At 69.8% G+C, this 22,747-nt stretch carries 14 protein-coding genes and 2 pseudogenes; 8 read left to right on the top strand and 8 right to left on the bottom strand.

From position 1 onward, the window contains the following. Positions 1 to 205: 205 nt before the first annotated feature. Together ACIQVT_RS12270 and ACIQVT_RS12265 are read right to left on the bottom strand one after the other, a co-directional pair. Complete coding sequence (locus ACIQVT_RS12270; protein ID WP_403751138.1) at positions 206 to 1,573, bottom strand: hypothetical protein; 1,368 nt, start codon at positions 1,571 to 1,573, stop codon at positions 206 to 208. Between the two features lie 32 nt (positions 1,574 to 1,605). Next, positions 1,606 to 4,470: a peroxidase family protein gene (locus ACIQVT_RS12265; protein WP_403751136.1), complete on the bottom strand. Its 2,865-nt coding sequence runs from the start codon at positions 4,468 to 4,470 to the stop codon at positions 1,606 to 1,608. Between the two features lie 1,255 nt (positions 4,471 to 5,725). Here ACIQVT_RS12265 and ACIQVT_RS12260 point away from each other — a divergent pair. The 4 genes from ACIQVT_RS12260 to ACIQVT_RS12245 all read left to right on the top strand — a co-directional run bounded on the left by ACIQVT_RS12260 (position 5,726) and on the right by ACIQVT_RS12245 (position 12,697). Beyond that, a complete protein-coding gene (locus ACIQVT_RS12260; protein WP_403751134.1) occupies positions 5,726 to 7,450 on the top strand; it encodes a thiamine pyrophosphate-binding protein in 1,725 nt (574 codons plus the stop codon). 72 nt (positions 7,451 to 7,522) lie between these two features. Next, positions 7,523 to 9,232 carry a thiamine pyrophosphate-binding protein gene (locus ACIQVT_RS12255; RefSeq protein ID WP_403751132.1) on the top strand — a complete coding sequence of 570 codons (1,710 nt, stop codon included), beginning with the start codon at positions 7,523 to 7,525 and terminating at the stop codon, positions 9,230 to 9,232. A 1,022-nt stretch (positions 9,233 to 10,254) separates the two neighbouring features. Then, on the top strand, positions 10,255 to 10,878 hold the full coding sequence (locus ACIQVT_RS12250) for a lasso peptide biosynthesis B2 protein (protein ID WP_403751130.1): 624 nt from the start codon (positions 10,255 to 10,257) through the stop codon (positions 10,876 to 10,878). 1 nt (position 10,879) lies between these two features. Then, on the top strand, positions 10,880 to 12,697 hold the full coding sequence (locus ACIQVT_RS12245; protein WP_403751128.1) for an asparagine synthase-related protein: 1,818 nt from the start codon (positions 10,880 to 10,882) through the stop codon (positions 12,695 to 12,697). On the opposite strand, the gene ACIQVT_RS12240 is transcribed toward ACIQVT_RS12245, so the two are convergent. Continuing rightward, positions 12,681 to 13,913 (bottom strand): hypothetical protein, encoded by a 1,233-nt coding sequence (locus ACIQVT_RS12240; RefSeq protein WP_403751126.1) that lies wholly within the window; start codon positions 13,911 to 13,913, stop codon positions 12,681 to 12,683. The two genes, ACIQVT_RS12245 and ACIQVT_RS12240, sit on opposite strands and share 17 nt — an antisense overlap. A gap of 299 nt (positions 13,914 to 14,212) precedes the next feature. Then, positions 14,213 to 14,788: a hypothetical protein gene (locus ACIQVT_RS12235; protein ID WP_403751124.1), complete on the bottom strand. Its 576-nt coding sequence runs from the start codon at positions 14,786 to 14,788 to the stop codon at positions 14,213 to 14,215. Here ACIQVT_RS12235 and ACIQVT_RS12230 point away from each other — a divergent pair. Beyond that, positions 14,769 to 15,410 (top strand): annotated as a pseudogene (locus ACIQVT_RS12230) (type I-E CRISPR-associated protein Cas6/Cse3/CasE); the annotation flags it as partial. The gene ACIQVT_RS12235 and the pseudogene ACIQVT_RS12230 sit on opposite strands and share 20 nt — an antisense overlap. A 94-nt stretch (positions 15,411 to 15,504) precedes the next feature. Here ACIQVT_RS12230 and ACIQVT_RS12225 read toward each other — a convergent pair. Beyond that, positions 15,505 to 15,684 carry a hypothetical protein gene (locus ACIQVT_RS12225; protein WP_403751817.1) on the bottom strand — a complete coding sequence of 60 codons (180 nt, stop codon included), beginning with the start codon at positions 15,682 to 15,684 and terminating at the stop codon, positions 15,505 to 15,507. A gap of 29 nt (positions 15,685 to 15,713) precedes the next feature. On the opposite strand from ACIQVT_RS12225, the gene ACIQVT_RS12220 reads away from it, so the two are divergent. Further along, positions 15,714 to 16,406, top strand: coding sequence for an aldo/keto reductase (locus tag ACIQVT_RS12220; protein WP_403751122.1), 693 nt, complete (start codon positions 15,714 to 15,716; stop codon positions 16,404 to 16,406). A 493-nt stretch (positions 16,407 to 16,899) separates the two neighbouring features. On the opposite strand, the gene ACIQVT_RS12215 is transcribed toward ACIQVT_RS12220, so the two are convergent. Continuing rightward, a complete protein-coding gene (locus ACIQVT_RS12215; RefSeq protein ID WP_403751120.1) occupies positions 16,900 to 18,492 on the bottom strand; it encodes an MFS transporter in 1,593 nt (530 codons plus the stop codon). A 179-nt stretch (positions 18,493 to 18,671) separates the two neighbouring features. Here ACIQVT_RS12215 and ACIQVT_RS12210 point away from each other — a divergent pair, with 179 nt between their 5' ends. Then, the gene (locus ACIQVT_RS12210) at positions 18,672 to 19,409 is read left to right on the top strand and encodes a hypothetical protein (RefSeq protein ID WP_403751118.1); all 738 of its coding nucleotides are present in this window, start codon (positions 18,672 to 18,674) and stop codon (positions 19,407 to 19,409) included. 230 nt (positions 19,410 to 19,639) lie between these two features. Here ACIQVT_RS12210 and ACIQVT_RS12205 read toward each other — a convergent pair whose 3' ends face one another. Next, the gene (locus ACIQVT_RS12205; protein ID WP_403751781.1) at positions 19,640 to 20,515 is read right to left on the bottom strand and encodes a LysR family transcriptional regulator; all 876 of its coding nucleotides are present in this window, start codon (positions 20,513 to 20,515) and stop codon (positions 19,640 to 19,642) included. A 120-nt stretch (positions 20,516 to 20,635) separates the two neighbouring features. On the opposite strand from ACIQVT_RS12205, the gene ACIQVT_RS12200 reads away from it, so the two are divergent. Beyond that, complete coding sequence (locus tag ACIQVT_RS12200; RefSeq protein WP_403751116.1) at positions 20,636 to 21,634, top strand: NADP-dependent oxidoreductase; 999 nt, start codon at positions 20,636 to 20,638, stop codon at positions 21,632 to 21,634. A gap of 238 nt (positions 21,635 to 21,872) precedes the next feature. Here the strand turns inward: ACIQVT_RS12200 and ACIQVT_RS12195 are convergent. After that, a pseudogene (locus ACIQVT_RS12195) lies at positions 21,873 to 22,626 on the bottom strand (transposase family protein); the annotation flags it as partial. Between the last annotated feature and the right edge of the window lie 121 nt (positions 22,627 to 22,747).

Raw genomic sequence — 22,747 nt, 5'->3', positions numbered from 1 at the left:
CCTCCGTGCGGGTGGAGATTGCGGATGGTGGAATCCCCCCACAGGGACACATGCGACCGAGCGTCCCTTACTGCCTCGCCTTCCGACCGGCCGGCATCGGGAGTGCCGGCCTGGTCCGCGTCGCCGGCGCTCCCACACCGGTCCACAGCCCGGATCGACGACGAGCTCGAGCTCTCGCCCGTGACCGATCGCTGTCGGACAGCCGTCAGGTGTCCCACAGCTTCGCGTGCCTCCGGTGCGCCTCGGTCAGACCGTCCCGGAAGAACCTCTCGTAGTAATCGAGCTCGGGATGATGTACCTGGAGCCAGATGCCGGGCACCTGGATGGCGTCCACGTGTGCGGGGAACCGGCCGTGTGTGGCGTGGATGTACTCGCACACGTCGCGGGCACACTCGACGACCCGCTGGTCGTACTCGCGTGCCTCGGTGAGGTAGCGCTGCCCGTAGTCGTTGCGGTAGATGCCCGTGAAGAGGTCCTTGTCGTGATAGATCCCCTTCGGGCCGAACTTCGCCTGGACGACCGCGTCGACGGCCTCCGACATCGAGGGGTGGTTCGGTGGGCAGGCCGCTGCGATCAGCGGGTCGCCGTCGACGCTGAGCCCGACCGGATGGGACCGCGCGGTCGCGAACCTGGGCAGGGGCAGCTGCCAGCGCGGCAGGTCCAGCGGGCCCCAGCGGGGGGTGACGAAGTCGAAGCCGAGCATCCGCCCGTACCGGGCCGAGAACTTCGGGTCGCCCAGCATGATCTGCGGGTTGATCGAGGCGTGGATCCACGCGCCGAGCCCCATGGCGTCCGCGGTCAGCATGAGGTTCTGCAACAGCAGCTCGGCCTCGATCTGGGTCCGCAGCGGGCCCAGCACACCCAGCGGAAGTTTGAGGTCCTTGTTCAGGAAGCCGTTCCGCATCCACTTGCGCACCCCGGCGGGACGGTAGAAATTGCGGTCGTCGACGAGCGTGGGCCGGGCCCCCTCCGGCTGGGTGAGCAGGTACATCAGGCCGTTGATGTACTGGTGCGAGAGGTCGACGACCGGCAGCAGGACGGTACTGCCCGGCAGGTTGGACAGCACGCGGTTGGAGTCGAGGTAGGCCGGGAAGTCGCGCATGCCCTCGGCGACGTCGAGGCGGTGGTCCAGGACCCGTACCTTGGCCTGCCGGGCCCGTGCCACCAGGGCACCGGGCTCGAAGGAGGCGTCGGGAGACGGCGGCAACTTGCGCAGGTAGTAGGTGCCACTGTCGTTGATCATGAAGAAGTGGGTGCCCTGCGCGTTGTCGGGGCTGCCTGCCGTCCGTCCCGCCATGTTGAGGTTCGGTTTGGCCATGATCGGCTTGCCGTCGCGCGGATCCTCGAACGGTCGGTCCGGCATGGTGAGCCCGGTGCAGCCGGTGAGGGCGATCAGCACCGCCTCCTCCAGCTCGCCGAGCGGTAGCGGAACATCGGATGCGTGATAGCTCATCGAGCCGGCCGGGACGGCCGCGCCCCGGCCGACCCGGTGGGTGCGCCGCCGCCAGATGGTCTCCAGGAGCGGCCGCGCCAGCAGTGCTTCGAGACCCTGATGCAGGGTGGACACCGTCATGGTCTCTCCTTGTCCCGGGGAGGTCCGCCGACTCAGAAGTCAGCGGTGCGGGGACCGTTCGGCGGTGCCGATACGGGCCGCCACGGTACGAAGGCGCTCGCGTCGCGCGGCAGCAGGCTCGCCAGCTCCGGGCAGTGCCGCAGGATGACCTCGGTCATGCCGGTCCGCTCGATCCAGTCCATGCCGAGCGGGGTGTACAGCTCGGGACGGTAGTCCACGGTGAGGAAGCGGTCGCTCTGGAGCCTTCGCGACGCCATCAGGATGAAGACGCGGAACGCCGTGTCACTGAAGCCGAAACCGGTCGGCGGGTTCTCGGCGAACAACCCGACCATGGTGTCGATGTCGTCGACGGACCGGTAGACCTCCTTCAACCGCGCCAGCGTCCGCGGTTCGGCCGTCAGGTCCTCGAAGCGGTGGATACGCTCCTTGTGCAGGCCGGCCCGGAAGTCGTTGTAGCGGGGGACTCCCCGGCGCCGGGTACGCACCAGGTCGACGACGGACAGGTCGATGATCTCGCCGTCCCGCTCGAAGTGCTGGAGCGCGCGGGGGAAATTGTGCAGGGTGATCGCGCCGGGATGGGCGATGCCGAACGAGTACAGCGAGTCGGGCAGCCCGGTCTTGCGTATGAGGGGCTCGACCGAGGCACCCTGCACGTCATCGAAGCCGAGGACGTCCAGCCGCCGCCCGAAGCGGTGGTCGCACATCTCGAAGTCGTCCGGGATGAGCGGATGCATCCGGTAGACGGTCACGAAGTCCTCGGTGAGGGAGTACGGCGCGCCCTGGTGGTCGGGCACCGTCTCGGGGATGCCGGTCAGTGAGTGCGCCTCGAACAGCCACAGCCCCAGCCGCTCGAGCCACTTCGCGGGCGGTCCCTGCCAGTTGGCCTTCAGTCCGATGTCGATCGCCTCGGTGGCGAGGATCGCCGGCGTCCACTCCACCGTGTGGATCTTGGCGATGAGCGCGGACACGACGAGCCGCGCCGTGTGGTAGACGCGCTCCTCCTCCATGCGGGGATACGCGCGCCGCAGCGCCGCGCACACCGCGTTGTGCTCCCTGGCGAAGAGGGTGTGCATCACGCTCAGGCCCAGCCACCAGTTCTCGCGGAAACCGGTGAGCGGGATGCCGTTCGGGCCGAGCGGCAGATGACCGTCCTCCAGACGCAGGTCGGCGCCGCCGTCGGCGTCGCGCAGGGAACGGGCGGCCTTCTCGTCACCGCCGTAGAGCTCCGAGCCGTCCCACCAGTGGGAGGCCGAGTCGGCGAAGTGGATCGGCGCGCCGTCACCGGGCATCGCGACGTTCTCGGCGAAGCGCATCAGGTGCTCCGCTGGACCGCCCGGGGTGTTGTGCCACTGGACGCCCGGCGGGAGCGGTACCTCCACGCTGGAGGTACCCGCCGGGTAACGACTGTGGTTGACCCAGTCGTGCACCTGGAACTGGATCCACGCGGCGGCGAGCACGTTGAGGGACCGGGCGGGCAGGAAGCTGTCGCGGTGCAGCAGCAGCCTGCTGACCTCGTACGGGTTGGGCTCGTCGAACAGATCCGGACGCAGCACGGGCGGCATGTTGCGCCCGAAGGCCGCGCCGACGGCCCCCATGGCGGGGGCGGACAGGTCGTTGTACGTGCCGTCGTAACTGCGGGCGACCCGCAGGGACTCGTCGACCGGCGGCGACACGGGGACGGGCTGCGGCGGTGCCTCGTGGCGATCGGTGTCGATGAGGTTCTTCCTCCGCAACGTCTTGCGCAGGAAGACGAGGTTGAGCAGGCCGGCCGGCAGCGGCAGCCGGTGCCAGGGCACCCACCGGTTCAGCACACGGAAAGCGGCCCCGACCGGGGCGCTCAGCACTCTGTTGCGCCGGGGCTCCTCGGTGGTGAAGCGGTAGCCCAGCCGCTGCGCGCTGCTCGCCTGGTAGGCGGCCTTGCGGGCACGGTTGAGATTGCCCAGCGGACGGAACTCCTCCGTGGTGTGCCAGGGGTTGAACGCCAACTCCTCGATCCGGCGCACGGCGGCGCGGGCCTCGGCGGTGTCGAGGTCCTGGCGGGGGATGGTCAGGGTGGCCACGGGCACCGCGGGTGCCACGTCCTCCCGCCATTCCACCGAGCCGTCCTCGACGGGCGTGATCTCCTCGCTCACATACCGCTGCACGAGCAATTCGAAGGCGACGTCGCCACCGGCCAGACGCCGCGCGAGTTCGCGGCTCAACCGGTCGGGGTCGGTGCGGGAGGGCGCGGGGGCGACGGGCGCGCCCCGCACGGGGCGCAGCTGGTAGCGCACCGGCCCGGCATCGCCCCACAGGACCGCGCCGCGGCTCCAGTACGTCTCCAGGGCCGGGCTGCGCACATCGCCGCGCGCACCGGCCCGCACGTTGTGGCGCATCCGGGTGGCAGTGGACCAGCCGACGGCCAGGGGCAACTTGACGAACAGGGCGAATGCCTTCTGGGCGCGGGTGCGTGCGCCCGCCATCGTCCTGGCGAACGCCACGAACTCACGGGCGTCGCGAGCGTGGGACACCGGAAAGTTCGTCATGAGAAAGTCGTGCGTACCGTCGGAGGCCTCGACGCGGAGCGCTGCGCCCCGCATGTCGGGCATGGCGTCGGGCTGCGGGGTGCCGCTTGCGTTGGACAGCCGGACGGTGACCGGGTACTCGGCACCGGGCCGGACGAAGCCGGCCCGCAGTGCGGGCGGCACCTGGTCGTGGATTCTCAGACGGGCGTTCTCCACACCGAGCACCGGCTTGGCATGGAAGGTCCTGGCGAAGGCCGCCGCCCCGCCGGATTTCTTGTTCTTGGCCTGAACGCGCATCAGTTCCCCGGCCAGTTCCTCGAAGACCAGCCGCTCGGCCTCCGGGGTGCCGCCCTCGTACCGCTCCCACTGCTCTGTCCTGCTCATGGTTGCCATGCCCTTCCTACGAGGCTCGCGTGCCGGCCCCCGGTTCACGCCGCGCACGCCGCGCACGCCGCGCACGCCGTGACGTGCCGGAGACCGTCGCTGGCCACGTCACTGCCGATGTGGTGGGCGTCGCGTCGGCCGAGTTCGACGGCCGCGTCGATGCAGCCGGGTCGGGCCCGGTGTCGAAGCCCCGGTGGCCGGCGCGACGTCCGGATGGCTCAGCCGCACGCCGATGGCGCCCGGTGGTGCTCGTCGCCCTGGCACCGGACTCCACCGGTGCACCGGTCCCGCTCACGGCACGCAGGTCCTCGGTGATCCCGCCGATCCGCACCGCCTCGCACACGGTGTCCCGTATCGACGGCGCGGGCTCGGTGCGCCTGCCCGCCTTCGGCGACCGGCACCTACCGGTGCGGGTGGTCCGGCACACCGTGGCGGCCACTGCGCCTGATCGCATTCTCCCCGTCGCGGCGTTCACCCGGCGCCGCCGCCGGTCCGGCCCCAACACCGCGCCCCTGCCCACTCCTTGCCCCGACTCGACCGCGGCTGCGCCGAGCCGCCGCGCCGGCGAGTCGTGCAGCACCGCGTGTACGGCGCCCGCGCCGGTGCCGACGAAGACCGTCGGACGGTGCCCGCGGGCGTCCAGGGCCGACAGCCGGGCCGCCTCGCGGGCTCCGGGAGCGCCGGCCGGTACGACCCTGATGACGTTGACGCACGCACGGTCGTCGGGCTTGGCTCCGCCCCGCGGTTCGCGGCTCGTTCGGTGCTCGTCCGCGCTGTACGGGACGCCGGTCTCCGGCATACGGCATCCTCCGTCCTCCGATGGTGGTGGAGCGGCACGGAGCCTCTGAGAGGGGGGCGGTCGGGCGGGGCCTACTCACCCCGAGCCCACCCGAGCCCACTCGACCATGTTCGCGCAACCGGTCGCCGACCGCATGTCGCGACGGCGGCCGTACCCCCGCCTGTGGCAGGCAGTGCCGGGCCGACGGCGGCTGTCGCCGTGGGGCCGGATGCCCTCGCGCCAAGCCTGTTCTAGGCTGGCCGGAGAGTGCTGTTCGTCCGTTTCCCGTATCCCCCGGGCGAGAGCACGCAGCGTGACTCGCCGAGGAGCGGGTTCGACCGTCAAGTGATCATCTGCGCAGTGGTACCGACCGTGTGCGGATCACGCCGGCCCAGGACGGGTTCCGGTACTCCACAGCGCTACGACCGGCCCTCGTCGTCGCCGGCCGGACGGATGTGCTGTGCCTCGATCAGGATCCATGACGAGATGGGCAACCGCGCCATGCAGGTCTACGAAGCTGTCGTCAAAGGGCTCGAGAGTGTGGGGGTCGACACGGCGTTCGGCGGTAACGGCGAGAACATCGCGAGCCTGACGCTGGCACTCAAGCATTCGCCGAAGATCAGACCCGTCATGACCCGGCACGAGCAGGCCGCGTCCTTCATGGCGTGCGGGTACGCCATGTACACGAACCGGTTGGGGGTGTGCTTCGCGACCGTGGGTCCCGGCGCGTTCAACCTGTTCTCCGGCCTGGCGGTGGCGCTGTCGGATTCCTATCCGGTACTGGCCATCACCGGATACGTCGATCTCGACTGGCGCGGGCGCGGGGCGGTGAACGACACCTCCGGGCTGAACCGCACCCCCGATTCGCAGGCGATGTTCGCGGCGACGACCAAGAAGTCCTACCTGCTCACCGATGCCGCCGACACCTGCGAGGTGCTCGAGGAAGCGGTGAACGTGGCCTTCGAGGGACGGCCCGGGCCGGTGCACGTCCACGTGCCGCAGAACCTCACCCGTCGCCAGGTGACCGTGGACGACTACCACGACCTCAGCCTCGACACGGCACCGGTGCGGCCGGACCCGGAGGGGGTGGAGGAGATCGCCGAGGTGCTGGCGGGCGCACTGCGGGACGGACGCCGGATCGTCCTGCTCACCGGCTTCGGAGCGATCCGCAGCCACGCCGAGACCGCGGTGCAGAATTTCGTCGAGCGTTTCCGCATACCACTCATCACCACCCTGGACGGCAAGGGAGTTGTCGCCGAGACCCATCCGCTGGCGGCCGGAGTGTTCTCGGAGAGCGGCCACGCCAGTGCCTCGAAGGTCTTCCGGGAAGCGGACGTGGTGCTGGCCGTCGGCAACTCGCTCAACCAGCACGCTACGTTCGGGCTGCGGAAAGACCTGTTCGACGGCAAGGCGCTCATCCAGGTCAACATCGCGGACAGTGAGATCGGCAAGACCTACGTCCCCGACCACAGACTCGTCTCCGACGCCCGCTTGGCCGTCGAGGCGATCACGGACGCCCTGGCGAGAAGGGCCGCTCCGGCCGGGCCGCTCGAGCCCGTGAACCGGGACCACGAGAGGCGGCACCTCCTGCCCGCGCCCGGCGCGATCCATCCGGGCAGGCTGGCGCAGCAGCTCGGCCGCATGCTGCCCGAACGCGCCGTACTGCTCGCCGACGCGGGCGCGCACCTGGCATGGCTCGGCTACTACGTGGACCTCGACAAGGGCCAGAACTTCCGCAAGACCGGGACTTTCGGGCCGATGGCCGGGCATGTCAACGGTGCGATCGGGGTCAAGCTGGCCCAACCCGACCGGACGGTCGTGGTCGGCTGCGGCGACGGCTGCTATGCGATGGCCGGCTTCGAGCTGATGACCGCCGTACAGAACGACATCCCCGTCATCTGGGTCATCTTCGACGACGACGAGTACAAGCTCATCAAGCTCTACCAGGCGGCCACCTACGGCGAATCAGCTCTGGTGGAATTCCAGAACCCCGACTTCGCCGCGTACGCGAGGGCCTGCGGTGCCGTGGGACACCGCGTGGAGACGCTGGAGGAGTTCGAAGCCGCTTTCAAGACCGCGCTCACATCGGGCAGGCCCACGGTGATAGACGCCAGGATCACCCGGTGGGCCCTCCCGCACTACAGCAGCTCTCCCGAGGGCGTCGTCGCAGGCGTCTGGGAGACGCTCGAGGAACGGTTCCGCCATGACTGACGGAACGTGGCCACGGCCGAGCGGTACGCGAGAACTTGGACGTCAACCGGCGCAGCAAGCAGGAGATGAGCCATGAGAGTGTACGAGGCCATTGTCAAAGGGCTGGAAGGCGTCGGCGTACGGGCTGCTTTCGGCGGTGCCGGGGAGAACGCCGCCGGCCTGATGGTGGCGTTGAAGCACTCGCGGCAGATCCGGCCGGTCATCACGCGACACGAACAGGCCGCCTCGTTCATGGCCTGCGGCTACGCGATGTACACCAACCAACTGGGGTTCTGCTTCGCCACGGCGGGGCCCGGTGCGTTCAACCTGTTCTCCGGACTGGCCGTGGCGATGTCCGACTCGTACCCCGTCCTCGCCGTCTCCGGCTATTCACGGATGAAGTGGCGCGGGTGGGGCTCGCTCAACGAGACCTCCGGGCTGAACCGCACTCCCGACTCCCAGGCGATGTTCGCGGCCACGACCAAGAAGTCCTTCCTGCTCACCGACGTGGCCGACACCTGTGACGTCCTGGAGGAGGCGGTCAACCTCGCCTTCGAGGGAAGGCCGGGCCCGGTGCACATCCACGTGCCCGAAGACCTGACCGAGCACAGCGTCGAGGTGACGGACTTCCGGCCCGTCCGGCTCGACGTGCCACCGGTGCGGCCCGACCCGGCCGGGGTCGAGGAGATCGCGTCCGTACTGGCCGACGCCCTCGGGCGGCGACGACGCATCGTGGCGCTGGTCGGCTTCGGCGCGGTCCGCTCCGGAGCCGGACCGGAGATAAAGCGCCTGATCGAGCGGTTCCGGATTCCGCTGCTCACCACCCTGGACGGCAAGGGCATCGTGTCGGAGGGACATCCGCTCGCGGTGGGGGTCTTCGCCGACAGCGGTCACGCGAGCGCGTGGAAGGCGTTCCGCGAGGCCGACGTCGTACTGTGCATAGGGAACTCGCTCGGCCAGCACGCCACGTTCAACTACCGCGAGGACCTGTTCGAGAACAAGCTGCTCATCCAGGTGAACATCGACGAGACGGAATTCCACAAGGCCTATCGGCCCGACCACGCGTTGTTGTCCGACGCGCGTGCGGCGGTGGCCGCCCTCGTCGACGCGCTGGAACAGCGGGTCGGTGAAGTGCCGGCGGCGAAGGTCGACAGCCAGGACTACGAGGTCCGCCATGTCACGCACGTGACCCGGGAGATCCACCCCGCACAGCTCGCGCAGACGATCGGCCGGCTGCTGCCCCCGCAGGGCGTGCTGCTCGCGGACGCCGGGGCGCATCTGGCGTGGCTCGGATATTACGCGGAACTCGAGGAGGGGCAGAACTTCCGCAAGGCCGGCGCTTTCGGTCCGATGGCCGGTCACGTCAACGGAGCCATCGGCCTCAAGGTCGCACACCCGGAGCGGACGGTCGTCGTCGGCTGCGGCGACGGCTGTTACGCGCTGTCCGGCTTCGAGTTGATGACCGCCGTGGAGCACAACATTCCCGTCATCTGGGTCATCTTCGACGACGAGGAATTCAAGTTGATCAAAATGTTCCAGTACACAGCCTACGGGGAGTCCGCTCTCGTCGACTTCCGGAACCCGGACTTCGCGTCCTACGCGCGTGCCTGCGGCGCCGACGGGCACCGGGTGGAGACGCTCGACGAGTTCGAGGAGGCGTTCCGTGCGGCACTGGCCTCCGGCCGGCCCACGCTCATCGACGCCAAGATCACGCGATGGGCCGTGCCGCACTACAGCCCCTCACCCGACGGGCTGATCCATGGACTCGTCGACATGCTCGAGGACCGCTTCCGAGGCCAGTAGTTCGCACCTGATCAGGTCGACGGGTCCTGGGCGTAGCACAACCTCGGGCACAGGCCCGTCGGGCCCGGAGCGGCCGGTGGGTTCGGTCGGGTAGGCGCTGCTCGGGACACCGGGCGGGCCCCGGTTCCCGGTGAGGTCGGCGGGGCGGTGGAGGTGGGTGGCGCCGCGCGGGTGCTCCTCGCCGCCCATGCCTGCGTGGTCATCGCCCTGCCGGCGGGTACTGCTGTCCGGTCTGCCGCCGAGCTGTGCCGAGAACTGGGCGCCGAGGGACGCGCCGATGCCGGGGACGCTCCGGACGGTGTCAGCGACGGTCGGTGATGACGTACGTACGTGTCCCGGACGTCGGTCTTGCCCCCGCGGGGCCGGCCGTCGGTGGCGGGTGGTCCGGGGACTGAGCGGCTACGGTGTCGTACGAGCGACAGACCCGCCCCGCGAGCCGGACTGCCGCAGGTCAGGCCGGCCCACCCGTGATGCGCGGCTCCGGGCGAACGACCTCCAGCACCGCATACGCGTCGGTGACGGCAGAGCGATGGTGGCCTGGCCGACGGAGCTGCCGTGGCAGCTTCCGTCCGCGCCGCCCGCGCGGAAGGACGGGCGACGATCGACGGGGTGGTCGGAGGCCGTCGGGCCGGCGGTCGAGGATGTCGCACAGGGCCGCGGAGGTGTCCATCGACTGCCGCCGCGGCGGCTGCGTCACCAGGAAATCACCTGCACGCCCCAGATGTTGACGCCCTGTTCGGCCCGCAGCGGCATCAGCGCGGTGGTCCGGAACACCTGGGCACGCAGCGATCTCGACCGACGGTCCGGTTGCCGGTCACCCCGAACGGAGTAGCCTGTAATTGATCCAACCTGCCTAATTCTGGAGGTAGGCGATGTTGATCCGATTCCTGCGGCGCCGTAAGCCGCCTCGGCCCGTCCTTCTCGGCAAAGGCCGTCTGATCCGGGGATTCAGCGGGGGTATGTACGACGGTCACGGTTACCTGTCCTGACACCGTTCACGGTGAAATCCTGGAGGAGGTGCGGTGGCAGAGGACAGCGAGGGCCTGAAGGCCATGGCACACATTCTGTCACCGCATTGCCGTGTCATCCGCATGTCCGACGGGGCACTGATCGCGGACTGGAAGCGGACGCGTTTTTTCGGAATGACGATGAAGGAAATCGAGAAGTTCGCCGGGGGAAACCCCGAGGAACGGGCCGAACTCGTCACCGGTCTCCTTCGTACCCGGTGCGCGACCGCGAGTCGGAACGAGCATTCGGACGCCGGTGTCGGAATCTGGCTGCGTGGAGTGCACCTGCTGATCCGGACCGTGGGATTCGGGCGAGTGCTCAGGATGCTGTCCTTGGCCGCACCGGGTTACGCCCGTGCCGACCCTCCCTCCGCGGAGCAGATCGGACGACTGAAGCGGGCGGTGGAGTCACACAGCCGCAGAAGCTGGTTCGTGAACGGCGACTGCAAGTCCGAGGCCGTGACGGCGTTCATCCTGCTGCGGCGAAGCGGCTCGGAAGCCGTCCTGCACGTCGGCGTGCGCGAACGCCCCTTCGCCCTGCACGCCTGGACGGCGTCGGCCGGCCGCTGCGTCCCTGACGCCGATCCGCTGGGGCACACCTTCACACCGGTGCTCTCGATCGACGGCGGAGGACACTGACGTGGAGGCGCTCCGCCTGGAGTGGACCGACGGCGCACCGATGCTCCGGGCCACCGAGGCCATGGTGCGTCAGGGGCTCGTGTCGACGGCCACCTCACAGGCCGGCACCGCGGTCGTCGTCGGCTGGGTCGGCTCGGCCCGTGACCGAGCGGCGGGTGCGCGTCGCCTCCTGGCCGACTTCGGCCGACGGGAAACCGCCCCGCCGCTGCCGGCCGGCGACTACGCGGCCGTTCTGATGTGCCGCGACCGCGTCCTCCTGATACGCGACGCGCAGGCACGCATTCCTCTGTTCTTCAGGGAGGCCGGTGGCCGCGTGAACGCCGTCAGCACCTCGGCCCGCTGCCTGGGGAACGTCACCGAGCTGGAACGCCGCTACTTCTGCCGCTATCTGACGGGGAACATGGCCCAACCGCATGGGGACCTCACCCCCTTCGCCGGGGTGCACCGCGTCCTCGGCGGTGAGGTGGTGGAGCTTTCGAACAGCGGGCGGCTACGCGGTCGTGTGTCGCGAAGTGTCCGCCGGGCCCAGGAGCCGCCCGTGCCGACGACGGACGTACCCTCCCTCGGTGAGGCCGCGCAGCAGCTGCGTCGCGCACTGGAGAACGCTGTCGGACGCCGTATGGGCACGACGACGGCATGCCACGTCTCGGGCGGCACCGACTCCACCAGCGTGGCACTGCTCACCGCGCGTCTGCTGACCGGAGGACGGGGCGGCCCCGGGGGTCTCGTCCTGGTCGCCGGAGGTTTCTCCCGCGGAGAACTGGCCGCGGAGCAGCCCTACCTGGACATCGCGATGGAGGAGATCCGCCGGCACGATCCCGCGGCCCGCCCCGTGATCGTCGACGCCGACGACGTGGCCGACTTCGACGACTTCCAGCACCACGCGGGAGACGCGGACGAGCCATTCGCGCATGCCTTCCGCGCCCCCTTGTGGACCAGGCTTCACGCGGCGGCCGCGGAACGGGGCTGTGACGCCCTGCTGACCGGATGCGGGGCCGATCCGATCGTGGACGCCAACCCCTTCCACCTGCACCAGCTCGCCCGCACGGGGCAGCTCCGGAAGATGACCGAGCAGGCACGCGCCTTGGCCGCGGGCAGCGAACGGGGCGTACGGGACATCGTCAACGCCTACGTCGTCAAGCCGGGTCTTCCGCTGGCATCCGAACGGATCACAGCGCTTTTCCGCAGCGGAACAGTGCTGAGCGGCCTCGGCACGTACAACCGCCCTCGATGGCTGCGCTCCGGATTCGCGAGGGCTCACGGTTACCGGGAGGCCCGCATCGCGGAAAGCCGCTTCGTGCTCGCGCGCCGGCCCGAACAGTCGCTGTACGACGCTGCCAACTATCTGTCCGCGCCCGACCTGCTGTCTTGGAACCGCGCGCGGCAGGACGGGTTCTTCCTCTCGCACCCCTTCCTCGACCCGGAGGTCATCGCCACGATGAGCCGCCTCCCCGCCGAGACCACGTTCCAGCCGGGTCGTCCGAAGGCGGTACTGCGCGAGGCCATGGCTGACCTGCTTCCGGCCCCGATCCTCGGCAGGACGGTCAAGGTCCCTTTCGACGACCTCTATGCCCGCGGTTTGCGGAGACACGGCGACGAGCTCATCGCCCTGTGCGGTAGCGCCCGGCATCCGCTGATCGGTGAGATGTTCGACGTCGAGACGCTGTGCCGGGCAGTGCGCGAGGCGCAGCTCGGCATGGGGGACGCCTACTCCTGGGACCGTGTGAACAGCTCGCTCGCCCTGGTCGCCTGGCTGGAGGGACTGGACGAGCGCGCCGGCCCGTCCGGCGCGGCGATGCCCGTCACCGCTGACTCTTGATGTCCCACAGCGTCCGTTCGACGGGCCCCGTGATCACGTCGGCGAGACCGTACCGGCTCACCACCTCGCGTGCTTCCGCCTGAGTGGGAAGGTGGTCCTCGTCGCCCTGTCGCGCGATGGACGTCGCCACGCTCGCGCCGTGCGTGCCGAACCTCCAGTAGACGGTCACATAGCGCGGATCCCTGGTGCTTTCGTCGATCGCGTTGTTCTCGTGCACCCTGGCACGGTAGATGAGGGAGTCGAGGCCTTTCTTCTGCTGCTCCTTCACCCATAGAGGCACCTTGGACCCACTCCAGGAGTACGCCAGGAATTGGAGCGGTGGCTGAAGCACCAACCGGTCCTTGCGCGCGAGACTCGCGGTGGCATAGAACGCCACCTGGTCGTACGGCGTGTCGATGGGCATCTGCACCACCACTTGCGTGGCGAAGGTGTCGCTCGACTCGATCCATTGTCCGTAGGGCATCCACGGCTGTGCCTCCACCAACTCGCCGGGCTGGTGGATCTCCCTGCGGGAGAGCGGGTTCACTTCGTCGGCATTGGCCCACTTCTCGGCGTCGGTGCGCCACTGCTGGCGGAGCCGGTCCCTCGAGCTGAGCGGCACCCGTTCCCCCATGGCGTGGAATTCGGTGCCGAGCACGTAGAAACCCACGTCACCGTGGTTCTGGATCGTGATGTCGACCGGTACGGCGAATGCCTTGTGGTCCTTGCTCAGCACGGCCTTCCCCATGGACAACGTGATGAGAGGCCTGGTTTCCCGTTGGTACGGTTGATAGAGGTTCTGGTAGCCGAAGTTGGCCACCGCGATCACCGAGGAGACGATCACCGCAGCGGCCACCCGCTTGGGAGCGGGGACCGTGACCGACGTTCGCCACACCGCGAAGACAGCCCATGCCGAACCCGCCGTGAGCGCGCCGAAGAGCGTTGGGTAGGCCGCGGACTCACCGTCCTTCACCGTCTCGACCAGGAGCATGGCGTTGGTCAGCAGTGCCGCGAACGCGCCGATCAGCGCGACCAGGCCGGAGTGGGGAAAGCTGTGCCGGACCCAGTGGTCCAGGACCGCGGCGGCGCTCACCAACGTGGTGAACGAGACCACGAGAAGGACGGTACCGGTGACGCGCCCTGGGAAGGTCAGAGCATGGACGAAGTCGGCGAGGCCGAACCGCCCCAGCAGGAGCGTCGTCGTGAGGAAGGTCAGCAGGATCACTGCTACGCGCACGCGTGACCGCCAGGTTCCCAGCGAGGGGAGTTGCACGCTCGGGTGCGCGCCGGAGGGAGACCTGCGGGGAGTCCTCACGTGATCACCTTCCGGAGCCGCTGGCCGTCGGCGACAATCGGGTGCTGCCTGTGTGAGGCGCGGACACAGAGGGTCTGCTGCCGCGCCCAGGGTTCGAGCACCATCGTCCGCGGTGATGCACCGGCTCGCCATCCGGATGCCTCCGGACGTGCAAGGACCGGTGAGGACGTCCGCACCGTGCGGAGACCCTGCCCACGCGGCCCCGGACCCGCCGGATCCGCTCAGCGGCTCCCCGTCCAGTTGTGGGCCACGTCGACCACCAGCCTGCCGGGCACCCGCTGGACCCGGAACGGCAGCCGGGCCCGTACGCCGAGGCCCACCTGCGTCTCGCCCTCGAAGCTGCCGGCGAACCGGGTGTCCCGGAACGTGCGATAACCGTGGACATTCACCCCGGGCAGGGTGCCGCCCACTCGCCCCGGGTACGTGACCGCGCCGGTTGCCGGGTCGTAGCTGGGCGCGCCGACATGGATGTCGAGCACGGCCCCGCCGGCGACCGGGATCGTGCGCCCGCTGGCGCTCTGCCGGAGCCGGTCCACGTACTGGACGTGGTAGCCGACGGCAGGGCCACTGCCGGGCACGTCGAAAACGATCCGGTCGTAGCAGTCGTGCCGGCCGGTTTTGACGTCCTTCAGCGGTACCGCCCCGGTGGCCTTACCGCCCTTCGCTCCGCTGCCCCAGCCGGTCGGACAGGCCGTGGACCGCGCGGTGGCCGCAGTGGCGTCCGCCGCCGTCGCCGCGCCGCCCAGGCCGGCACTCGCCAGGACGAGAACAGTCGCTATGAGTCTTGTTCTCCGCATGATGTCCCCCTTGGTCGCCATGCTGTTATGGGATGAGACATCCAGGTATGGCGAATGGTTGCACGGAAGGAGGACGAGGCCGCGCGCATCCGCCCGGACCGGCGAACCGAAGAACTCCGCGGGCAGACCCGCGAAGGTACGGCACGTCCGCGCTCGGACGACCTCGCTCTGCGATGGGACGCGGCCGCCCGTGGGCCGGTGCCTTTGCTATCTGTGCGGTCCCGATAGGACGGCGTTCACCACGGGACCCTCCCCGCGGGTGTGGGGAGTACGACGACACGAAAGCGGACGCGGGGTGCGCCATCAGGGGCCACCCCCGAGAGTGGGGGAGCACCCTTCATCAGTACAGACCCGCCACCGCGCGCAGACCCTCACCCGCATCACTCAGGCCCGTGTCAGTCCTGACTGGACGCCCGCTCCCCGCGCCGCGCTCCCGGAAGCGCCCCATCTGATCGGCATGGATCAGATCATCAAGTCCGGCGACACCTACACCTTCCGCGCGTTCATCAATCCCGTCCGGTCCGTCATGCCCACTGCCGTCCTGACGAAGGGCCAACGCGGACGTATGGCCAGCATGTCCCCACACCAAGCGGCCGAGTGGTTCACCCAGCGACTCCAGCCCAAAGGCGTTCCCCCCATCGGGCCATCCAGCATCAAGCGGATCGACGTCGACGCCGACCCGGCCCGCGTCACCACCACGATGTTGCCGCCACTCGTCAGATTCCCGTCTGCCCCGCGAGTCCGGCCGGAGCCCCGGCGCCCCGCAGCAGCGTGTCCACGGCGCGGGTGGCGAGCGCATCCGTGTCGCCGCCTCCCGCGCCCTCCTTGGCTGCCTCGTGGATGAGGGCGTAGTAGACGCGCCGGGTCCAGTCGAGGTCGATGTCGGGGCGGAGCACGTCCGCGCCCGGTGCGCGCGGGCAACATCATGGCCATCGGGACCTCGGACTTCCCCGCTGAACAGCTCGTCGAGGCCCAGTGGACCGCCGACCGCCGGAGCCACATCCCCTTCCGCACCGAGCAGCCCCCGTACTCCGTCTTCGTGCGCGGTATCGAGGCGGACGTGCTGCCCACCGCGCAGAAGTACGGACTCGGCGTGCTGACCTGGAGTCCACTCAACAGCGGCTGGCTGACCGGGCGATTCCGCCGCGGCGAGCCGATCGAGATGAACTGGTTCCGGCAGGCGGTCGCCCACAAGTTCAACCTCGACCTGCCGGGCGCCCAGCGCAAACTCGATGCCGTCGAGCGCCTGTCGGCCTCGGCGGACGAGGCGGGAATCTCCCTGACGCACCTGGCGCTCGCCTTCGCGTCGACCCACCCGGGCGTCACCTCGGTGATCCTCGGTGCCCGCACGGCCGAGCAACTCACCGACCAGCTCGCCGCCGCCGAGATCCGGCTCGACGACGAGATCCTCGACCGCATCGACGAGATCGTCGCCCCCGGCGTCACGCTCAACCCCGCGGACATCGACTACAGGCGGCCGGTCGGCGCTGACCGACTCCGAGCAGCGCCGCAGGGCCGCCCGCCACCGCTGACGGCGGTCCGCCTGCGACGAGTTCCTGCGGCACACACCGGAGCAGCGTCCGTCAATGATCTTGATAATCGCATCATGGCCGGGTGATACGTCGTCACGAACTGTCTGATGTCGAATGGCCGTTCGTCCGTCCGCTGCTGCCTGAGTCCTTGCGGGGGCGGAAGCGGCTCAGCCGGTTGCGTGTGGGCGGGGGTGCCGCGCCGCGCCGTCGTCAGCGCGTCGGTGTCAGATGGGGGACGTCAGTGGGGGAGAGGTCCATCTGCTGCCGGCGGGCCGCGCTGGAACCGGTGTTCGGCGCCCGGCACCTCTCGGCGCCGTGGCGACCGTGCCCGTCGACCCACGATCCGGACACCGTGCGCGAGTGGCTGACGTGGGCAGAAGAACTCCCCGTCGAGCATCGTCTCCTCGACGGGCAGGCAGTCGCCCTGGAGATCGTCAAGCGCTGCCACGGGGCCGATCGCTGGTTCGGTCAGGGGTTCCAATCCGGCGCATGCCCGCACCCGGTCCACCGCCCGGCGGAGCGGCACCGGCGCCTTTCCGCGCGGGCACGGTCAGGGGCCGCACGTGAACCCGGACGCGGTCAGGGTATCGGGCCCGTGCCGGGGGTGTCCGGGCCCGCGGGGCCGAGGGTGCCGTGACCGGTGCGGCGGGGTTCCAGCGGCGGCGCCAGGATCGAGCCGTGGGTACGGCACTCGGGGCGCCGGCAGTCCGGGGCGGGGCGCCGCACCGTCGTGAAGGCGAGCACCGCGCCGACCACCAGCACGCCCGCGCAGAGCGGCATCGCGCGCCGGAACGCGGCGTCGAAGGCGTCCGCCGAGCGGTACGCCTCCGAGCCCATCCCGGTGAGCACGGGCAGCGCGGCCACGGCGACGAGACCGGCGGCACGGGCCGCCGCGTTGTTGATGCCGCTCGCCAGCCCGGCCCGCCCGGTGTCCACCGAGGCCAGCACGGTCGCGGTCAGGGGCGCGACCAGGGTGACCATGCCGAGGCCCATCACCACCAGCGCGGGCAGCACGTCCACGACGTACGAGGCGTCCTTGCCGACCCGCAGCATCAGCAGCATGGCGGTCGCGCACAGCAGGGGGCCGACCGTGAGCGGGATGCGCGGTCCGATCCGCTGGGCGAGTTCGCCGGAGCGGGCGGAGAACAGCAGCATCAGGGCCGTGGTCGGCAGCAGGGCCGTACCGGCTTCGAGCGCGGAGTAGCCCGCCACCACCTGGAGCTGGAGCGCGGTCAGGAAGAAGAAGCCGCCGAAAGCCGCGTAGACGCACAGCGTCACCAGGTTCACGGCCGTGAACTGGCGCGACGCGAAGATGTCCGGCGGCATCATCGGATCGGGCCGCCGCCGTTCGACCCGCACGAAAGCCACGCCCGCCGCCACACCCGCGACCGCCGTCACCGGCACGAGCACGGAGCCGCTCCGGGCCCCGATCAGGGCGTACGTCACCAGCGCGAGGGCCGCCGCGCCGAGGACGGCCCCGAGGACGTCGAAGCGGCGGTGCGGCGCGACTCCTGCGCTGTCGGCGTTGCCCGCGTCGAAGGGGCCGGAGGACTCCGGGACGTGCCGCAGGGCGACGGGCACGCAGACCAGCGCGACGGGGATGTTCAGCAGGAAGACCCAGCGCCAGCCCGGCCCGTCCACCAGCCAGCCACCGAGGAACGGCCCGACGGCGGCCCCGACGCCCCCGAAGCCCGACCACAGGCCGACGGCCCGGGCCCGGTCGGCGGGGTGGAAGGAGGCCTGGATGATCGCCAGCGAACCGGGGGTGAGCAGCGCCCCGCCGACGCCCTGGAGCACGCGGGCCGCGATGAGGATGCCGACGTTCGGCGCGAGCCCGCACATCAGCGACGCGGCGGCGAACCAGACCACGCCGACGACGAAGATTCTCCGGCGTCCGAAGCGGTCGCCGAGCGAGCCGCCGAGCAGGATCAGCCCGGCCAGCGAGAGCATGTAGCCGTTGACGGTCCACTGGAGCGCGGCGAGGCTCGCGTCCATGTCACGGCCGATGGCCGGCAGGGCGACGTTGACGACCGTCGAGTCCAGCAGGGCCATGCTGGATCCGAGGACGGTCGTCAACAGGACCCACTTCCCCGCTGGGGAGGCGACCCGTAGGTCAGGTCCGACGGCGGTGTCGGGTCCGATGTCCGATGCGTCCCGCTCGGGCACAGCCATATCTCGGAGCATACGGATGGGCCCGGCACCGCGTCGAGTGGGAGGTGACCTGGGACGTCGGTCGCCCGGGCGATCTCGACCTGAAGAGCGACGAACTGGCTCGGTGGCCTGACTGGGCCCGAGGCGATGTCGTCGGTCACAACTATGTCATCGGAGCGAATCCGGCATGATCCGACAGCATGCCCGAACACCTCTTCATCCGAGCGGTGGCCGGCCGGTCGCCGTTGTACCGGACCGACGCCCCAATGGGCGCCCGGCGCGAGGACTTCACCCTGGAGACCGCGACCGACGACGCCGTACTGGGATTGCCCGCCGCCCTGGCGCGCGAGCTGACGGAGTGGGCACAGTCGTTCTCCGAGGGTGGTACCGCATCCCGGCCGGCGTTGCGCAAACACGTCAAACGCGGCCTCGATATCGCGCGAAGGGTGGCGAGGTCTCTCGGCCCCCGATGGGTGGTGCGCTACTGGGACGAACAGCACCAGGACGAGAAGTTCGTGTGCTGGGGGTGCGACCGCCTCCACCGGACGGCCGGCACCCACGGCAACCCGCCGCACCCGCTCGACATCACGGTGGAGGGCGAAGCCAGGACGTATCCCTTGCGCGCCGAGGGGTTCGGCTACTTTCCCCCGGACGACCCTGCCGCCGGCCTGTACCTTCCCGACGACCTGGTCGCGGCCTTCAAAACATGGTCACGGCAGATCGACGAGACGCTGGAACTGGACCTCACGCACCGGGAGGAGGACAGGTACGCCGACGAGTGGCAGCTCCTCTTCCGAACAGGGAGGCACCTCTCGGAACGACTCGCCCATGAGCTGGGCCCGGCCCGCACGGTCACCTACAAGGGACTGGCCAATGGCGGACTGGCCTCACTGACGTCGGAATCATGGCGGGGAGACGAGCCCGTGAAGCCTCGCTGACGGTCGTCGGCACGACGGCCACCGCCCTCGCCCGGCCGGCGTATCGGTCGGAGGGGCTCAACGACCGGGTCGACTGACGCCCGGACACAGGGGCGGCTGGATAACGGTCCACCCGCCCCTGCGGCACGTCCCGTGCCCGGCGGCCACGTGACGTACCCCGTCCCGCCGTCCCGTTCCGAGTCCGAACACCGCTTGGTGCGGTTCAGCGCCAAGCGGGCCGGCGGTCCCGGTCAGGCCGCGGGGGCGGTCAGGACGGCCTTGGCCGCCAGCCGGAGATTCCTGATCATCGGATTCGGGTCGCCCTTGCGGCTGACCAGGACGACCTGGCTCGGGGGAGCGCCCTCGATCGGGACGGTGATGAGGTCGGGACGCAGCGAGCTACGCCGATCGCCGACCGGTAGCACGGCGATCGCCCTGCCGCTCGCGACGAGTTCGAGCTTGTCCTCGTAGCTCTCGATCGGCGGCACGCCGGCCCCGAGGATCCGGTAGGAAGTCCAGTCCGCGGTCTCGAACGCGCACGGCGCCGCCTCCTCGCCGGCCAGCTCTTCCGCGGTCACCGACGCGCGGTCGGCCAAGGGATGGCCGCGCGGGACCGCGAGCATTCGGGGCTCCTCGTACAGCGGGGTGGTGAACACGTCGTCGGCGGCGAACGGCAGCGGGGCCCGCGCAATCAGGGCGTCGACGCGCTTCTCGGACAGCGCCCCGACGTCGCGGCAGCTCAGGTACCGGGTGGCGATCTCGGCGTCCGGATGACGACGGCGCAGTTCCCGTACGGCGGCAGTGATCACCAGGTCTTCGACGTAGCCGATGGCGATACGTTCGGTCTCCGCTTGTTCACGCACGGCCAGCTCGGCCTCATGGGCGGCCTTCAGGAGGGCTTGGGCCCGGGGGAGGAAGCTCTGGCCGGCCGGAGTGAGCCGAGCCCCCTGGGGCACGCGGTCCAGCAGCCGGGCGCCGAGATACTTCTCGAGCCGTTGGATCTGGCGGCTCAGCGCCGGCTGGGCCACATGCAGGTCGGCGGCGGCCCGGCCGAAGTGCTGGTGTGCCGCCACCACGGTGAAGTAGCGCACCAGCCGCAGTTCCAGGTCCTGTCCGAGATCGTTCACTCTTGCAGCGTACGTGTCATGCCGTTTCGGAATGATCAGGTTGCCGAACCGGTCTTGGACGGCGATGCCGTCCCGGGCCTTGACTGAAGGAGCAACGTCTCCCCAGGAAAGCGACAGGCGATGAAGGCGATCCAGTTCCACGAAGCGGGCGGGCCGGAAGTTCTGCGGTACGAGGAGGTGCCGGTTCCCGAGATCGGCCCGGGCGAGGTGCTCGTCCGGGTGCACGCGGCGGGCATCAACCCGCCGGACTGGTACCTGCGTGAGGGGATGAAGATCATGCCGGCCGAGATGAGGCCGGCGCTGGAGTTCCCCCTGATCCCCGGCACGGACATGTCGGGCGTGGTCCAGGCGGTCGCTCCGGACGTGCTGGGTTTCGCCGTCGGTGACGAGGTCTTCGGCATGCTGCGGTTCCCCGGACTCGACGGCCGGACGTACGCCGAGTACGTGGCCGCGCCGGCCTCGGACCTGGCCCACAAGCCGGCCGGTATCGACCACGTGCAGGCGGCTGGGGCGCCGATGGCCGTGCTCACGGCCTGGCAGTACCTGGTTGATCTCGGCCACGAGGTGCCGTCTCCTTTCACCGGCCAGGTGCACCAGCCGGTGCCGATCACGCCAGGGATGACCGTGCTGGTCAACGGGGCCGCCGGTGGAGTGGGCCACTTCGCGGTGCAGCTGGCGAAATGGAAAGGGGCACACGTCATCGCGGTGGCCTCGGGCCGGCACGAGCCGTTCCTGCGCAAGCTCGGCGCCGATGAGTTCATCGACTACACCAGGACGCAGGCCGCGGACGTGGTCAGCGGTGCGGACCTGGTGATCGACACCGTCGGTGGCCCGGACAGCTCACGCTTTCTGACCGTGCTCAAGCGCGGCGGCACCATGCTTCCGGTGTTCTTCGCCGAGTACGACCCGGAAGAGACGGCGAATCTGGGCATCACCGTCTCGAACATTCAGGTGCGGTCCAATGGTCCCCAGCTCACCGAGATCGGGCACCTGTTCGATGAGGGCAAGCTCCAGGTCGGGGTGGACAGCACCTACCCGCTGTCCGAAGCGGTCAACGCACACACGCGAGCCGCGCAGGGCCACCTCCAAGGCAAGATCGTGCTGACGGTGGTCTCGTGATCACCGAACTCCAGCGACTGTGGCGAAGTACGCCCACGCCTTGGACGAGCTGAATGTGCCCGAGCTGGAAGCGGTCCTGACCGACGACACCACCTGGATGATCTCGACAGGGGTCTACACGTTCGGCCTGCGCCGGTCCGACTGCCGACGTAGGTACGCGGTCCTGGTTCGTCGAGCTATGACACGCCCTTATCCGGCTCCGGCACACGCACCCTGACCCCTGTGGGCCGGGCCGGACCGCTCGATGGAGGGTGAGGACGGCCTGGCCGGGGCTGGTGATCCGGTTGGTCGAGCACCGTAGTTTGCGCAGGAGCCGTCAGGACTGGAGGGTGGCGACGGCCTTCTCGACGAGGGTCCGGATCTTCGCGTGGGACCGGTTGACCGCCTGCTGGTCTGCGGAGAGGGTCTCCCACCGTCCCCAGCACGGGATGCGGACCGTGCCGCCGGCCCCCCGGTAACCCTTATCGGCCCAGCACTTGGTGCCGGTCTCGGCGAGGGCGTCGACGATGCCGTGTTCGCGGGCCGCGCGGATGTCGTGGACGGCACCGGGCAGGGCCGGTGCCGTCCACAGCAGTGGGCCGAAGGGGGCTGCGATGACCTGCACGTTCATCCCGTGCTTCTTGTGTCTGCCGGAGTAGAACGGCCGGTCCGCGGCAATGCGGTCGATCGGCAGGAGCGTGCCGTCCAGGATCACGAATGCCTTCACCGAGGCGGTCCGCACCGCGTCGGTGAAGGCTGGGGGCGAGAGTGGCCGGGAGTTCGACGGCCTCGGTGACATAGCGGTAGGCCGTCGTGGTTGCGACGCCGAACCCGGCCGAGAGCTGGGCATACGTGTGCCCCACCCGCAGATGGGCGAGTGTGAGCAAAGCCTGACGGCCAGCGCTCAGGCACCGCCAACGGGAGCCGATCGTACGGCGGTGCCGTCGCAACTGCTGCGTGAGGAAGCGGAGGGCAGAGCTGGACACGTCGACACCCGACGGGTAGACAAGCACGTGAAGCCTCTGGTGGAGACGGTTCTCTTGGTCGAAAACCCATCTACCAGGGGCTTCACCACGTTGTCAGCCCAACCGCCATGCGCACGAACCAAGTTGGAAAAGGCTCACTGGCTTCCGG

The organism is Streptomyces sp. NPDC100445 (assembly GCF_044759735.1).
GTDB lineage: Bacteria > Actinomycetota > Actinomycetes > Streptomycetales > Streptomycetaceae > Streptomyces.
This window is presented reverse-complemented; position numbering and strand designations above follow the sequence as displayed.